Here is a 14,841-nt window from a genome sequence, read left to right on the forward strand (position 1 = left end):
GTTTCGTGATCGAATCGATCCAACGACAGTCGACGGCGTGTGACGCTCCGCTCGCTCGAGTCCGACTCCGTCGGTTCAAAAAGAATCAGCGCAGTTCAATCGGGTCCGGCCTGACTCGGGGAGTTCAGTCGGCCGCGACCTCGAGGTTTGCCTTCTCTTCGGCGCCGATAGCCTCGACGATGAGTTCGGCGACGTCGACGATTTCGATCTCCGCTTCGTAGCCGCCGGTCTTGCGACCGTCCTCGTACATCGTCATGCACATCGGACAGGCGACGACGAACTTCTCGACGTCGGGGCCGTTGTCGGTGTCCTCGAGGGCTTCCCGAATCCGTTCTTCGCTGGGCTTGGGCTCCTCTTCGAAGTCCATCCAGAGGCCGCCACCGCCGCCGCCACAACAGAAGGAGTTGTCGCGGTTGCGGGGCATCTCGTCGAGTTCACAGCCCGTCGCTTTGATGAGTTCGCGCGGGGCCTCGTACTCGTCGTTGTACCGGCCGAGGTGACACGGATCGTGGTAGGTGACCGTGTAGTCGAGTTCGGTCCCATCGAGGTTGAGTTTGCCATCGGAGACGAGTTCCTCGACGGCCTGGGTCCAGTGGTAGACCTCGATCTCGCCGTCTTCGTTCCACTGCTCGTCGTACTCGAAGGGCATCATCGGGTCGTCGGCGAACTCGTCGAAGTTGAGTTCCGGATACTCGTTTTTGAACGTGTTGTAGGAGTGAGGGTCCGTACAGACGATCTTGTCGAACTCGCAGTCCTCCCAGGTCTCGACGTGGTGGCCGGCCAGTTCGACGTAGAGCAGTTCCTCGCCGACGCGACGGATGTCGTTACCGTCGAACTTCTCGTCGTCGAAGAGGATGCCGAAGCTGACGTCAGCTTCCTTCAGAATGGTCGCCAGCGAGCGGGCGACCTGCTTGTTGCGCTCGTCGTAGCTCGGGAAGTCGCCGACGTACCAGAGGTAGTCGACTTCCTCCTCGCGGGCGTCGGTGACGTCGAACTCGAGGTCGTCGCTCCAGTCGCCCCGGTTGCGTGGGGAGTCTCCGAACGTGTTGCCGTTTTGCATGACGTTCTGGAAGACGTCCTGCATGCTGGGGGCGACGTCGCCCTGGTCGGTCATCTGGCGGTTGAGTCGAGTGAAGGACTGCAGGTGCTCGATGTCGACCGGACAGGCGTCCATACAGGCCATACAGGCCATACAGGACTCCATCGTCTCGGTGTTGATCACGGACGTGCCGCCGTCGGCGATGATCGGCTTCTCCTCGCCGCCGGCGTCGAGGTCCTCACGGTATTTCTTCAGATCGAGGATGACGTTTCGTGGATCGAGCGGTCGGTCGGAAGCCTTCGCGGGACAGACCGACGAACAGCGACCGCACTTCGTACAGGCGTCCTGATCGAGAATTTCCTTCCAGGTGAAGTCCTCGATGGACTCGGCGTTCGTCGCGTCGAGGTCCGACGGGACGTTCGGCAGGCGCTTGCCCGCCTTCTCGTCGGCCGTGACGACGTTGGCGAACGATGAGATCATGTGGAACGGCTTGGCGTAGGGGATCCACGCGATGAAAAACAGCGCCAGCAGCGAGTGAGACCACCAGAACAGCCAGTGAATCGTTTCGGCGTTGTAACCGAGGTCGCTCACCGCACTGTAGTCGGCGCCGTTGAGCGTCGCCTCGACCGCGGCACCGGTCGTCGGCACGTCGATCGCATGGAACACCATCGCGATTCCATAGCCGACGAAACTGACGACCTCGTGGTCGGGCATGCCCGTCGCGTAGATACGGGCGCCCTCGAGGAGGAAGCCACCGACGCCGAGACCGAACAGCGTCCAGATGAAGATGTCGTCCTCGTTGGAGGTGTGACGACCCCAGAGGCGGTGATTACGGACCCAGTAGCGCCGGTAGATCGCCATCCCGATCCCGACAACAAAGAGCAGGCCCATCGCGTCGACGATAAACTGGTAGGAGAGGTAGAAGTCGCCCTGCCAGAACTGATAGTCGAAGAAATTATCCGTCGCGTACAACTGGAATCCGATAATCAACGTTGCGATGAACAACGTCAGAAATCCCCAGAGAATAAATGAGTGCATCAGACCGCCGTAGAGGTCTCTGTTGAAATTCTTCTCGTTAGTGATGACGGTCCTTGCTGCGCCAACGATACGACCTGGTAGATCGTCAAGCCGCGTGAACGGATCGTCGTCCCCCTGAGCGTACCGGCTGAAACGCCGGTAAATGCCGTACGCGAGGACGGAAAGCGTAATTACAACGAGGAGATAAAACAGCGCGTAGCCGACGCTGCTTATACCCAGATAGGTTTCTCTCCCCACATCCGACTGTGCTATGACGTTCATGTACAATGACGTGGTGTGCTGTGACTTAATTCTTGTTACACCGAACCAATTCTCGATCCGACGCCGTCTATCGAAAACGTTCCATCTATTCTTAGTTCATAATGGATAGACACTCAGACGTTCAGAATAGTACTGTTAAATATAAACCAATACGTCGTCGGTGAAATGGACTCGGTCGAGAGTCGTACTCACAGCGGGACGTCGACGAGGTAAAACAGTCCGAGCCACGCATAGCTTCCGACGACGTACCACTCGACGGCATGCCGGACCGTCGTCGGACCAACACGATTTCTCCCGAAGGAGAACGTCGCGACCAGCGTCCCGGCGAGCAGCACCACCGGGAGAACGATCGACGGGAGTCCCTGATGAAAGAAGCCGAGCAGAATCGCCATCGAGACGGTGAGACTTACAGCGATCGTCCCCGCGACTGCGGCCCGTGAGAAATCGCGCCCGAGCGAGGCTATGCCAGCGCGTCGGTCACCGTCGCTGTCGAGATACGCACCGATCGTATCGTGACAGATGTCCCACAGCCATGTCGCAGCGAAGATCGCCACCAATCCGGCCGTGAGTCCGCCGTAGACGGTCCAACCCATCACGCTGAACATCGAAATACTAGTCACCGTCACGAGCGTCGAGATGCCGGTGACGTCCAGATGGTTGAAGACGAGCGGGTCCGCGATCAAGATCACGTACAGGAGCGTCGCGGCCGCAAGAAACGATTGCCCGACGAGCGCCGCCAGTCCCAGTCCGCCGGCGAGCATCGCAGCCCCCATCCAGAACGCCTGCGTTTTGGTGACCAGCCCCGACGGGATCGGACGGTACGGTTTCTCGATCGCGTCGGATTCAGCGTCGAAATAGTCGTCGTGAGTGAGGATGCTACCACGGACGAGGAGCATACTCGCGAACGCGATCCCTGCAGTGAGGTCGAGTCCGCCGTCCTGGACGGTAATCGCCAGGGGCAACCCGAACAGGACCACGTCGATCGCGAAGTAGCGGATCGGTGTCACCCGATTGAACGTCACGAACGCGCGGAACGCGTCACTCGTCGACGACGTTGACATTGTTCCCCTCGATCTCGATAGCGATCGATGTCGTTACCTCGATCCCGGTCTCCTCCGCGACGCGATCGACGCCGTTTTTTCGCGTCTTTTCGACGATGCAGTGGGCTTCCTCAACCGTTGCACCAGCCTTCTCGATGGCCTTGATCATCGCGATCATCGTCCCACCGGTACTAATCGTGTCGTCGACGATCGCGACCGCGTCGCCCGGTTCGATGCCATTCAGGTAGAGGTCACCCGAAAAGTACTCGGAATCGATGTCGACCGCTGACTGACGGTCGGCATTTATCTCGTACGTATACCAGCGAGCGACCGCGAGTGGCAGCGAATACTCCCGTGCGATCAGTACTCCGAACGGAAGTCCCTTGTCCTCTTCGACTGCGAGTTTGTCGACGTTGAACGAGCCCGACGCCGAAAGCAACGCTCTCGCCGCCTCGAGTGTCCGGGGCTGCAGTGCCGGAAGCTGGTCGGTTAACTGATTGACCGTCGTCGCGTGCTCACCCGAATGGGTTACGTCAGCGCTCTCGTAGACCGCGGTAATTTGTTCCGTAGCTGCTTCTAAATCCAACTCGGTGTGTTTCACCGACATTACGCACAAAGAATAATATGTTTGTTTAAATATTTTTCTATTATAATTGAATATAATATAGTACGGATTTATATGTCGGCCGGACAAGCGGGCTGGCAACCAGCGACTCCCATCCGTGAACTGGGTCGCGAGACGACGGTCGGAGTAGACTCTCCCACAGCTCCGTCGTGGAGTGAACGCCAGCATTGCCCCACCGGAACATATACATCCATGCTGTAATATAAAACTCAAAATAACTATATAGTTAGTAGAAATCGGTTTGGGACGAACTAATTGCCGATGACGAGAACACACGCAAGGAAGAATACGGAACCTGCGGCAAACGCTGTTGACCGACCACCCGGTCCCGACGGATTACCGGTCATCGGGAGTACGGTATCGTTCGTCCGTGATCCGCTCGACTTCGTCCGATCGATCGGTGAGTACGGAGACGTCGCGAGCTACGAGGCATTCGGTCGCGAGTTCGTGGCGGTCTCGAATCCCGAACTCGTCGAGGCTGTTCTCGTTTCCCGTGACGACGAGTTCTGGAAAGGAGAGTTCGAGAGTGAGTTCGGTGATATCGTCGCCCCAGACGGCGTGTTCTACGCCGAGGGTAGTGACTGGCAGCGGCAGCGGCGTCTTCTGCAGTCACTGTTCACGCCGAAACGGATCGAATCGTACGCGGCCGACATGGTCGATGAGACGGTCCGGCTAGTCGAAGGGTGGGCCGACGGAACGGTCGTGAACGTTCGAGACGCACTGTCCATGCTCACCCTGGGTGTGCTGACCCGATCGCTGCTCGATCTCGATCTCGACGACGAGCGCGCGGACGTCGTCGTTCGGATGGTTCATGCCCTCGGCGAGTACGTCGACGCCGAGATGCTCGGCGTCCGAGCAGCACTCCCGTCGTGGCTGCCGAGCAAACCGGAAAGGAAATTCGATCGAGCGATGGCCGACCTCGACGCCCTCGTTGAATCGCTCGTCCACGACCATCGCGAGTCGAAAACGGAAAGTGACGATCTGCTTTCGCTGCTCGCGATGGCCGAGTATCCCGACGGCACGAAGCTCTCGCCGAGCGCAGTGTCCGATCAACTCGTTCAGTTTCTCGTCGCCGGACACGAGACGAGCGCAACCGCACTGACGTATTCCTGCTGGCTAATCGCCAATAATCCCGCGACCCAGCGGCGTCTCGCGTGCGAAGTCGATACCGTCTGTGGAGACCACGACCCGACGATCGACGACCTCGGTTCACTGACGCTCTCGGAAGCCGTAATCAACGAGTCGATGCGTCTGTATCCACCGTTTCCCTTCATTCACCGTCAGCCCCACGAACCGACCACGCTCGGGGGATATCGAATTTCGCCGGAGTCGACCCTCCAGTTACCGTTGTCTTCTGTTCATCTGGACGAACGCTGGTGGCACGATGCCGAATCGTTCCGTCCGGATCGGTGGCTTCCGGAGGCGGAACAGAACGGCGATTGGAACCGTGACAGGCCCGAGTACGCGTACTTCCCGTTCGGAGGTGGACCGCGTCACTGTATTGGCATGCGATTTGCCATGACCGAATTACAACTCGTACTCGCGACAATGGTCCGCCGAATGGAATTCGAACCCGTCACTGAGTCTATCGACCCCACGTGGAAGGTTTCACTCGATCCGGGTCCGGTCAAGCTTCGGGTCCATGTCCGTGACCGATAACGGTTTCGCGCATTAACGCGCTAAAATACCGATAGATAGAGATCGATAGATAGAGATCGCGCGTACGACGGAGCTACGACAGATAGAACGCGACTGCAAACGAAACGAAAAACACTGCGTTGATGACCGTGACAGCGCGGTCCGTAGCCTCTCCCCCGTCCCACGACCAGAGAATATACGACCCGAACCCGCCGAGAACGGCGAAAAACGGGACGACGTAGTAGACGCCGAACAGTATTGGGGTAAGAACGAACGTAGACGGCAACGCGACGACCAGTATTCTGGTGAGGCGGTCTTTCCCGTAGCGAACGACGAGATTATCGACACCGGCTTTCGCATCGTGCTCTGCGTCTTTGAGGTCCTGGTACGAGATCGTAAGGATAATTACGAGCGCCAACACCGTCGCTATTTGCCACGCATCGGCCGATAGAGAGGTTCCGACGGCCGCACTACCGAGGATTACGGAGAGGAATCCGCCGATACCGAAACAGAGGAGACTCGAGATCGCTCCGTTTTTTAGACGAATCGGCGGGACCGTGTATACCATCGCGGCGAGAACCCACGCCAGTGTGCTCAGGAATCCGAGGTAGTTGACGGTGGCGCCATATGCGACGGCGAATCCCATCAACGTCACTCCGACGGCAATCGCTTCACGTTCCGAAATGAGTCCCTGTGTGGTGGCCCTGTCGGCGTTGGACTCCTTATCGATCTCTTTGTCGGTGATATCGTTTATGAACCATTGCCCCCAGTGTGCGAGCGTCATCGCGATAATCACTCCGACGAGATTACTCCATTCCATGCCCCCGGGACCGATCGGTTTCATCGCCACCACGATTCCAACCCCGGTCAACGCAACCCACGCGAGCGTGATCGGGAGCATTTTCGATATTCGTCGCACCGTCAGGAATGCCGTTTCAGTCGACCAGGCGAAGTAAATCCCGACGAGTAGCACGAACGCTGCATTGAGGACCGCTTGGTTCGATATACCTTCCATGTGCTATAGATATAAATCAATCATTTATATTATTAATGATTATTGATGGCTCGATCACCGTTCGGCTCAGCTCCGGTCTTGCACGTCCTCGAGAAGCCGACGGAAGGTCCGACTGTCGACGAATCGGGGAACGTTTTCGCAGTATTCCTCGTACTCGCCCCCGTACTGCTCTGCCAACCACGTTTCCTCGGGACGAGGGTGGATCCACAGCCAGGCAATACAGAGCGTCAACAGCGGAACGAGTAGCTCCGCGGCCGCCGTCGCTATCAGTCCCACTGCGACCCCGATGAACCCGACGTACTGTGGATTCCGCGTGTATCGGTACGCACCGCCGGTGTACAACTGCCCCTCGAGTCCGAGCGTTGCGGTTCGAATATAGTACGCCGAGACCGCGGTGAATACCACACTGAACGCGAGAACGGCACCGCCGGCGTATCTGATCCACAGTGGTATCGCGAGGGTCCCGCTATTCAGAACCGCGAGCACCAGAACCGACCCGGTGAAGATCGTACTCGCCGTCCAGTACGTCCAGAAGCGCCAGTCTCTGTCGCCCGGCGGCCAAAAGGAAAACGAGTCGCTGACCACCGTTCCGACGATACCGACGAGTAGCACTATTTGTGCGCCGAGCCCAGCGACAAACACTTCGTCCATTCGTATACATTAATCTGAATATTACATAAATAAAAATTTTGAACTGGGCAACAATCACGTTCGCCGTCGTCGTAGTACGGATCAAGAATGAGTAGACGTCCCCAGTCCGTCCCGGCGAACTCGAATGATCGACTGAGCCGTCGAAGGGATTTTCGGCTATGGCAACGCTTACGACGTCGAACGCAGGTTACGATTCTCGCGCGTTTTCGAGCCCGGTGACACCTCGATAGTGTCCGCATCCGTACCAAGGCTACACGGCAACAGCCTTAAATAGCCGCCCGTCGGGAGTGTCCACTCATGAACGACAAAACCGAGGAACTCCGAGATATCTTCACCGACGTCACCGACGGCGAAGAGACCGTCACCGAATCGCAAGAAGACACCCGCGGGTCGCTCGAGCGCGACGAGCGGTCGACCGAAGAGCGCCTCGAGAGCGTCGTCCAGCAGATGCGCGAACGGTACGGGTTCGACGACGTCTCGCTGTCGGACGACGAGCTCATCACGGTCGCGAAGTCCTTCTACGAAGGCGACAGCGACGCCGAGATCGCCGACGCGCTCGGCGTCGAGCCCGAAACCGTCTTCGAAGCCCGAATGGCGTTGCACCTCGTCGACGAGGACGACGCCGACGAGGTCGACCTCGCGGCGATCCGCAACCGCGAGGAGGACGACGCCACCCTCGCCGACGAGTACGACGTCGACGAAACTCAGATTCGGCGCTACCGCCGCATCGCCGCCGCCGAAGACGAGTCCCGGACCGCAAACGACCGCTACCGCGACGAGTTCGACAGCGTCCTCGCCGACTCCGAACTCTCCGAGCGCATGACCACCGACGTCCGCGAAGACGGCCTCGAGGACGCGACGGAGGGCATGGAGACGGACGTGGAGTTCTAAGAACCGAACTTTTTCCTCTCGGGTCGGCCGAAGGCCGACCGCTCGAGCAAAAACTTCGATGAAAAAAGGCCGAGCGCTCGCTTCGCTCGCGCTCGGTACAATCGTCTACGGCATACAGCACAGATATTCAACTCGCGGATAGCTACGCGTCCTCCGTTTTTGGACGAGGCTTTTTATACCAAGGGACGGCCAGACCGTCCGTGTCTCGAGCTCGCGTCCCTTTCAGCGACCTGCGGACGGCCGCCTACTGCCCGCGGAAGTGTTACTACCAGCGAACCGACGACGAGTACGACCGGGAGCCGCCACCGGCGGTCGAGTCGATACGCGCGCTCGCGTATCGATATGATGAATTGCTCGAGTCGCCTGCTGGCGCCCTCGAGTCCGAACCGATCGCCGTCGCCGCGGGTCGGTACCGGGACCGACTGCGAGCGACCCGCGATCGACTCGTCGAGTGCGGTCGGTGGGACCAGTTCCGAGAGCCCGAAGCGAGAGGCGTCCTCGCAACCGGTCGCCACTGTCGCGGGATCGTTCACAAGGTCCTCGAGGATCCGCTCGAGCCCGTCCTGATTTCGACCGGTGAACCGCCCGACGAAGGCGTCTGGGAGGCGCAGTCGGTCCACGCCGTCGCGGCCGCGAAGGCGCTGGCCTGGGAACACCAACAGCGGGTCACCCGGGCGTGGCTCGAGTATCCCGCCTACGGCGAGATCCGCTCGGTCGACCTGACGACCCGTCGAAAAGCCCGGTATCGCCGGACGCTGCGGACGGTGCGTGAACTCGATGGCCCGCCAGCCAGAATCGATAACCGGGCCAAGTGCGACGCCTGCGAGTTCGCCGCCCAATGTGGCGTCCGGACGCGGACGCTTCGGTCGCTGCTGAGACTCGACTGACGGGGCGATCCAGCGTGATCGAGGAAATTCGTGCGAACGGAAAACACAGCTAATGGCGCCTGAAACTAACGTATTCGGACGTTTCGATCGTCAGGCCAAGCCGATACCGAGAGACTTTTACTCGAGTTCGAGTAATGGGTTTTACCGATGGTGTGGCAAGACTTCATCTTCCTGGCTGGTAGCGTCCTCTCGATCGCGTTCCTCGCACCGACGGTTCGAAACTCGAGTGCGTGTGTGCCACTCGGCTCGAGCGTGCCGTCGATGACGATCGGGGCGATCTACGCGTTCACCTACGCGACGATGGGTATGACCTTCTCTGCGGCGGGCTCCATCGGCGTCGCGACGATGTGGTCGCTGATCGCGTTCTACCGGGCACCGGGACCCGTAACCGGTCCGAAAGCGATTCTTCGGTTCGTCGAATCGCTGCCGCGACAGGCGCTCGATCTTCTGTCCGGCGCTCGCGGCAACCCACAGGGAACGGCGGATCACGACCAGGCGGCGGACTGACTTTCGCGCGAGCGGTACGGGGCGAGTCACCGGCGGGTCAGGGTAGTCGCTCGAAAAGAAGAGACGCGGCGTCACCGCGTCGTGAACCAGCGTTCGATCTCGTCGGCCAGTGCGCCGCGCCGGTGGATCGTCTCCGTCGAGACGTCGACGACGGTACTCTCCGTCCCCTCGGTCCGACCGCCGTCTAGCACGACCGCGGCTGCGTCGCGGATTTCGGGATCGAGATCCTCGAGGCGGCGAACGCTCTCCCGGCCGCTAACGTTGGCGCTCGTCGACGTGATCGGCGTCCCGGCCCGCTCACAGAGCGCCAGCGCGAGGTCGTGGTCCGGAACGCGAACGCCGACCCGGTCGTTGCCCGCGGTGAGCGCGTCCGGAACGTCCTCGCGGCGACGACAGAGGACCGTCACGGGACCGGGGAGGAACGTCGCCATGAACCGACGTTCTCGCTCGGTCGCGCGGACGTGTTGCAGCGCCGACGGCACCGACGGGACGGCAACGGAGATCGGCTTCGATCGGTCCCGTCCCTTCACCTCGAACACTCGTTCGACGGCGTCGGCGTCGAGCGCGGCCCCGGCGAGGCCGTAGACGGTTTCGGTGGGGTAGACGACGAGTTCCCCCGCTTCGATCGCGGCCGCCGCACGGTCGAGTTCGCTCATTCGGCTCCAACTCGGCTCATCGCGGCAAAAAATGTATCGTCTGCTCCGAGGGCGACGACGCCGTGCGACTACGCCTCGAGTCCGAACCGTTCCTCGAGGTCGTCGTAGGGCGGGAACTCGGGCCACTCGTCGGCGACCCACGCGTCAGCGACGGTCAGGTCGGGCTCGAGGACGAAAACGGCCATGCGTGGTTCGCTGATCCCCTCCATTCCGTCGAGGTCGTGAACGATCCCGTACTCGCCGGCGACGTCGTTCGCCGGGTCGGCGAAGACGGCGAACGGGTGGTCGTTGTCGTCGAGGAACGCGGAGATGGCGTACGGCGTCGCCGCCGAGAGTCCGACGATGCGGTCGGCGCGGTCGAACCAGTCGCGCTCGGCGAGTTCGTCCCAGACGTACTTGCTGGTGTAGGCGCCGATCATCGACGTGAACACGAGGATCGTCCGGCCCTCGTCGGCAACGACGTCGGAGAGGCTGCGGTCCTCCCAGAACTCGTCGGTGACCAGCGGTCGCGTGAAGTCGGGCGCCGTCTCTCCCCGTTCGGGGGAGTCTGCGGCGTCGAAGTCGATGACGTCGAAGTCCGGCATCAGTCCTCACCCCCGGTTTCAGCCGCGGTTGCGTCCGTCTCTGGGGCCGTTCCGTCTCCGTAGGTCGACTCGAGGTAGTCGACAATGTTCGCACTCTCGGCCATCGTGGCGCCGGTCTCCGCGTCGACGATGACGGGCACCGATCGGACGCCCGCGACGCGTTTGACGACGTCGCGCTCGGAGTGCATCGCGTCGACGAACCGCGATCGGTACGCGAGGTCGTAGGCCTCGAGCAGTCGGGTGACGCGCTCGCAGTACGGACAGCCCTGGAGCCGGTAGAACGTGATCTGTGCGCCACCGGCGTCGCTGGCGGATGCTCCCATACGACGGTGTTCGAGAAACGAGCGGGTAAACGTGTCGTCGCCGGCGGGTTGGACCGCGAATCCGGCACGAAACGGGAAAATGGTAAACGGTTAACCGATCCGGCCGTTATGCTCGACATCAATGGCGTTCTCTCCGCCCCTCGAGGTCGTGTTTGCCGTCTACGAAGTCCCGGTCGTCGGGCTCGAGCTAGCGCAGTCGACGGTGACGATTCTCGGCACCCTCGCCGTCGTCGTCCTCATCGGGCTCTCCGGCTTCTTCTCCTCCTCGGAGATCGCGATGTTCAACCTCCCGAAACACCGTATCGAGGGGATGGTCGAAGACGAGGTGCCGGGCGCGGCGCTGGTCAAGGCGCTCAAAGACGACCCCCACCGGCTGCTGGTGACGATTCTGGTCGGTAACAACATCGTCAACATCGCGATGTCCTCGATCGCGACGGCGCTGCTCGGACTCTATTTCGGCGGGCTCGAGGCCGTCCTGCTGGCGACGTTCGGAATCACGGCCATCGTCCTTCTGTTCGGTGAGAGCGTCCCCAAATCCTACGCGGTCGAGAACACCGAGTCGTGGGCGATCCGTATCTCGAAGCCGCTGAAGGCCACGGAGTACCTGCTCTACCCGCTGATCGTCCTCTTCGACTACCTCACGCGGCAGGTCAACAAACTCACGGGTTCGACGGGCGCCATCGAGTCTCCCTACGTTACCCGCGACGAGATCCAGGAAATGATCGAGTCCGGCGAGCGTGAGGGCGTCTTAGAGGAGGAAGAACACGAGATGCTCCAGCGCATCTTTCGGTTCAACAACACCATCGTCAAGGAGGTGATGACGCCTCGACTCGACATGACCGCCGTCCCCAAAGACGCCGACATCGACGAGGCGATCGAGACCTGTATTCAGAGTGGCCACGCCCGCGTGCCAGTTTACGAAGGCAGTCTCGACAACGTCCAGGGCGTCGTCCACATCCGCGATCTCGTCCGTGATCTCAACTACGGCGAGACCGACGCCGAAGACCTCGAACTCGAGGACCTCATTCAGCCGACGTTACACGTCCCCGAGTCGAAAAACGTCGACGAACTGCTGACCGAGATGCGCGAAAACCGGATGCACATGGCGATCGTCATCGACGAGTTCGGCACCACCGAGGGGCTGGTGACCGTCGAGGACATGATCGAAGAGATCGTCGGCGAGATCCTCAAATCCGGCGAGGAAGAGCCGATCGAGTCCCTCGACGAGCGGACCGTCATCGTCCGCGGCGAGGTCAACATCGAGGACGTCAACGAATCCCTCGAGATCGACCTCCCCGAGGGCGAGGAGTTCGAGACCATCGCCGGCTTCATCTTCAACCGCGCGGGCCGGCTCGTCGAGGAGGGCGAGGAGATCACCTACGACGGCGTCCGCATCACCGTCGAGAACGTCGAGAACACCCGGATCATGAAGGCTCGCCTGCGGAAACTCGAGGAGTCGCCCGAAGCGGACGCCGACGACGAGGACGGCGAAGTCGACGAGGAGTCGGTAGCCCGGGACTGACCGCCGTGAGGGCGCCGGTGTCGTCGGTGTCGTCGGTGTCGTCGGTGTCGTCGAGCGTCGCTCGATCGCGATTCGTTCTCAGGTACCGTCTTCGACCTCGAGCATTCGTTCTCGAAGCTCCCGTCCGCGGTCAGTTTCGACCGTCAACTCGGGGACGGGAACCGAGCTCCCGTCCTCGTCGATGGCGACGAACGTAAACGAGGACTCGGTCGTTTTCTCCGTCTCGCCGGTTCGGGGCTCCTCGCGCCAGGCTCGGAGCCCGACGTGGACGCTCGTTCGACCCGCGTCGTAAACGAACGCTTCGACCAGCGCCGTGTCGCCGATCCCGATCGGTCGCTCGAAGTCGAGTTCGTTCACGCGGGCGGTGACGCAGGTTTCGCCGGCGAAACGCATCGCCGACATCGCGGCGACCTCGTCCAACCACTTCATCAGGTTCCCGCCGTGAAGCGTCTCGTTGTTGTTCGCGTGGTTCGGCTGAACGCGAAATCGGTTCTCGATGTGCGTCTCGAGGACGGTCGGCATACCACCTCCTACGGGGGACAGGAAAAAAGCGGTCGGGCCGGCAGCTACGCGTCTCGGCCCAGTTCGGCCAGCAGGTGCGAGACGTGAATCCGATCGCTCGACCCCTCCTGCATCTCGAACTCGATATCTGCGGCGAGTCGGTGCATCCGCGCCAGTTTCTCGCCCTGGTATCGCTTGCGCGAGAGCCGCAGAACCGAGTCGAGAACTTCCTCGCCGTCGAGTCCTTCGTCGACGAGCAGGTCGTCGAGGGTGCTGCGGGCGTCCGTGAACTCGCCCGCCTCGGCGTCGTCTAACAGCTCCTCGATCTCGTCCTCGAGGCCGACCTCGCCGATGGTCTCGTAGGCCGCCTGCATCGTGAGTTCGCCCTCGTCCTCGACGGTCGTCTGGGCCGCCAGGATCGCCTGCCGGAGGTTACCGCCCGCGTAGCCCGCGACGAACTCGAGGCCGTCCGCGTCGTACTCGACGCCCTCTGCCTCGACGATGCGCTCGAGGACGCCCACGATCTCCTCGCTGGCGGGAGCGCGCACGGAGACGGGGAAACACCGCGAGCGGATCGGCGGAATGAGCTTCGTGGGCTGGCGGGTGGCGATGATAAACTGCGTCGTTCGGTGGTGTTGTTCCATGATCCGGCGCAGGGCCTGCTGGAAGTCCTCGCGGACGTCTTCGGCGTTGTCGAGCAGGATCGTCTTGTACTCGCCGGAGACGGAGGCGTAGCTCGCGGATTCTTTGAGGACGTGGTTGATCATGTCCCGCTTGGACCACGACGAGCGCCCTACGAGAAACTGTGCGAAGCGCGGATCGTTCTTGATCTCCGTCTTCGTCCGGCCGAAGAAGTCGGCGACGTTGATCTCGATCAGGTCGTTGTCCGGGTCCGCGTGTGCCTCGCGGGCGAGTGCACGCGCCGCCGCCGTCTTGCCGCTGCCGGGCGGGCCCTGCAGGAGGAGGTTGATCGGCTCGTCGACGGCCCGCGTTAGGTACTCGCGGGCGTCGTCCTGTGGCAACTCGGCCAGCTCGGGGGCGTGGGTATCGGTCCACAGCGGCGCGTCCATCGCTCGGCCGTAGGGTCGGGTCGGGTAAGAATCGGTCGGTTGGAAGCGAGGATCGGCGGTCGCGTCTAGTCGTCCGCGTCGTCTTCGTCGTCGGTCTCGTCTCCGTTTTCATCCCCGTCGTCGGCATCCTCGTCGACGTCGTCCGGAAGCGCGTCGATCGTGAACGTCGATTCGACGCGCTCGCCGTCGTCGTCCTCGAGCGCCGTCGCGTCGTCGCGGTCGTCCGACTCGCCCTCGTAGAGGACGGCGGTAAGTTCCTCGTCGTCCGCGACGTCGACGTCATCGTCGAGTTCGACGGTGACGTTGCTATGCTCGCCGGGATCGATGTCGTCGCTTGCACCGATCACGTCGCCGTCGTCGTCTTCGATCGCGACGAATCCTTCGGCGGGAATCGCGACGTCCGCCGTGATTTCGTCGTCGGACGCGGCGACGACGGAAACGTCGGGGGTGGTGTGGAACTCGAGGTCGATCGACTCGAGTTCGCCGTCACCGTCGGTGAAGACGCCGATCGTCCGCTCGCCGGGTGCCACACCGGTCGTCTCGACTTCGAAGCTGATCTCGGCGCCTGTCTCTTATACACATCTCTGAGCCTG

16 protein-coding genes are annotated in these 14,841 nt (G+C 61.4%); 5 read left to right on the forward strand and 11 right to left on the reverse strand.

Annotated elements, in window-relative coordinates; translation table 11 throughout:
- Positions 1–124 precede the first annotated feature (124 nt).
- The 3 genes from C493_RS10895 to C493_RS10905 all read right to left on the reverse strand — a co-directional run bounded on the left by C493_RS10895 (position 125) and on the right by C493_RS10905 (position 3,985).
- The gene (locus tag C493_RS10895; protein ID WP_049889304.1) at positions 125–2,338 is read right to left on the reverse strand and encodes a heterodisulfide reductase-related iron-sulfur binding cluster; all 2,214 of its coding nucleotides are present in this window, start codon (positions 2,336–2,338) and stop codon (positions 125–127) included.
- Positions 2,339–2,526: 188 nt separating this feature from the next.
- Positions 2,527–3,399, reverse strand: a complete 873-nt coding sequence (locus C493_RS10900; RefSeq protein ID WP_007259488.1) for a UbiA prenyltransferase family protein — start codon at positions 3,397–3,399, stop codon at positions 2,527–2,529.
- On the reverse strand, positions 3,377–3,985 hold the full coding sequence (locus C493_RS10905; protein WP_007259489.1) for a phosphoribosyltransferase family protein: 609 nt from the start codon (positions 3,983–3,985) through the stop codon (positions 3,377–3,379). Before C493_RS10905 ends, C493_RS10900 begins: the two co-directional genes overlap by 23 nt.
- Before the next feature lie 279 nt (positions 3,986–4,264).
- Here C493_RS10905 and C493_RS10910 point away from each other — a divergent pair, with 279 nt between their 5' ends.
- Entirely contained in the window at positions 4,265–5,662 is a 1,398-nt protein-coding gene (locus tag C493_RS10910) for a cytochrome P450 (RefSeq protein ID WP_007259490.1), read from the forward strand.
- A 73-nt stretch (positions 5,663–5,735) separates the two neighbouring features.
- Here the strand turns inward: C493_RS10910 and C493_RS10915 are convergent, their stop codons facing one another.
- Both C493_RS10915 and C493_RS10920 read right to left on the reverse strand, forming a co-directional pair.
- Positions 5,736–6,656, reverse strand: a complete 921-nt coding sequence (locus C493_RS10915) for a UbiA family prenyltransferase (RefSeq protein WP_007259491.1) — start codon at positions 6,654–6,656, stop codon at positions 5,736–5,738.
- Positions 6,657–6,722: 66 nt separating this feature from the next.
- Positions 6,723–7,307, reverse strand: a complete 585-nt coding sequence (locus C493_RS10920) for a methyltransferase family protein (RefSeq protein WP_049889306.1) — start codon at positions 7,305–7,307, stop codon at positions 6,723–6,725.
- A gap of 297 nt (positions 7,308–7,604) precedes the next feature.
- Here C493_RS10920 and C493_RS10925 point away from each other — a divergent pair, with 297 nt between their 5' ends.
- The 3 genes from C493_RS10925 to C493_RS10935 all read left to right on the forward strand — a co-directional run bounded on the left by C493_RS10925 (position 7,605) and on the right by C493_RS10935 (position 9,592).
- The gene (locus C493_RS10925; RefSeq protein ID WP_007259493.1) at positions 7,605–8,198 is read left to right on the forward strand and encodes a hypothetical protein; all 594 of its coding nucleotides are present in this window, start codon (positions 7,605–7,607) and stop codon (positions 8,196–8,198) included.
- A gap of 200 nt (positions 8,199–8,398) precedes the next feature.
- Positions 8,399–9,085, forward strand: coding sequence for a CRISPR-associated protein Cas4 (locus C493_RS10930; protein ID WP_007259494.1), 687 nt, complete (start codon positions 8,399–8,401; stop codon positions 9,083–9,085).
- A 147-nt stretch (positions 9,086–9,232) separates the two neighbouring features.
- The gene (locus tag C493_RS10935; protein ID WP_007259495.1) at positions 9,233–9,592 is read left to right on the forward strand and encodes a hypothetical protein; all 360 of its coding nucleotides are present in this window, start codon (positions 9,233–9,235) and stop codon (positions 9,590–9,592) included.
- Positions 9,593–9,663: 71 nt separating this feature from the next.
- Here the strand turns inward: C493_RS10935 and C493_RS10940 are convergent, their stop codons facing one another.
- The 3 genes from C493_RS10940 to C493_RS10950 form a co-directional block, all read right to left on the reverse strand.
- Positions 9,664–10,248 (reverse strand): L-threonylcarbamoyladenylate synthase, encoded by a 585-nt coding sequence (locus tag C493_RS10940; protein ID WP_007259496.1) that lies wholly within the window; start codon positions 10,246–10,248, stop codon positions 9,664–9,666.
- A gap of 68 nt (positions 10,249–10,316) precedes the next feature.
- Positions 10,317–10,832 (reverse strand): redoxin domain-containing protein, encoded by a 516-nt coding sequence (locus C493_RS10945; protein ID WP_007259497.1) that lies wholly within the window; start codon positions 10,830–10,832, stop codon positions 10,317–10,319.
- Positions 10,832–11,155 (reverse strand): glutaredoxin family protein, encoded by a 324-nt coding sequence (locus C493_RS10950; protein ID WP_007259498.1) that lies wholly within the window; start codon positions 11,153–11,155, stop codon positions 10,832–10,834. Before C493_RS10950 ends, C493_RS10945 begins: the two co-directional genes overlap by 1 nt.
- A gap of 121 nt (positions 11,156–11,276) precedes the next feature.
- Here C493_RS10950 and C493_RS10955 point away from each other — a divergent pair, with 121 nt between their 5' ends.
- The gene (locus tag C493_RS10955; protein ID WP_007259499.1) at positions 11,277–12,677 is read left to right on the forward strand and encodes a hemolysin family protein; all 1,401 of its coding nucleotides are present in this window, start codon (positions 11,277–11,279) and stop codon (positions 12,675–12,677) included.
- 78 nt (positions 12,678–12,755) lie between these two features.
- On the opposite strand, the gene C493_RS10960 is transcribed toward C493_RS10955, so the two are convergent.
- The 3 genes from C493_RS10960 to C493_RS10970 form a co-directional block, all read right to left on the reverse strand.
- On the reverse strand, positions 12,756–13,199 hold the full coding sequence (locus C493_RS10960; protein ID WP_007259500.1) for an acyl-CoA thioesterase: 444 nt from the start codon (positions 13,197–13,199) through the stop codon (positions 12,756–12,758).
- A 44-nt stretch (positions 13,200–13,243) separates the two neighbouring features.
- A complete protein-coding gene (locus tag C493_RS10965; RefSeq protein WP_007259501.1) occupies positions 13,244–14,248 on the reverse strand; it encodes an AAA family ATPase in 1,005 nt (334 codons plus the stop codon).
- A 65-nt stretch (positions 14,249–14,313) separates the two neighbouring features.
- Positions 14,314–14,778: a DUF7282 domain-containing protein gene (locus tag C493_RS10970; protein WP_007259502.1), complete on the reverse strand. Its 465-nt coding sequence runs from the start codon at positions 14,776–14,778 to the stop codon at positions 14,314–14,316.
- Positions 14,779–14,841: the final 63 nt, after the last annotated feature.

The organism is Natronolimnohabitans innermongolicus JCM 12255 (assembly GCF_000337215.1).
Classification (GTDB): Archaea; Halobacteriota; Halobacteria; order Halobacteriales; family Natrialbaceae; genus Natronolimnohabitans; species Natronolimnohabitans innermongolicus.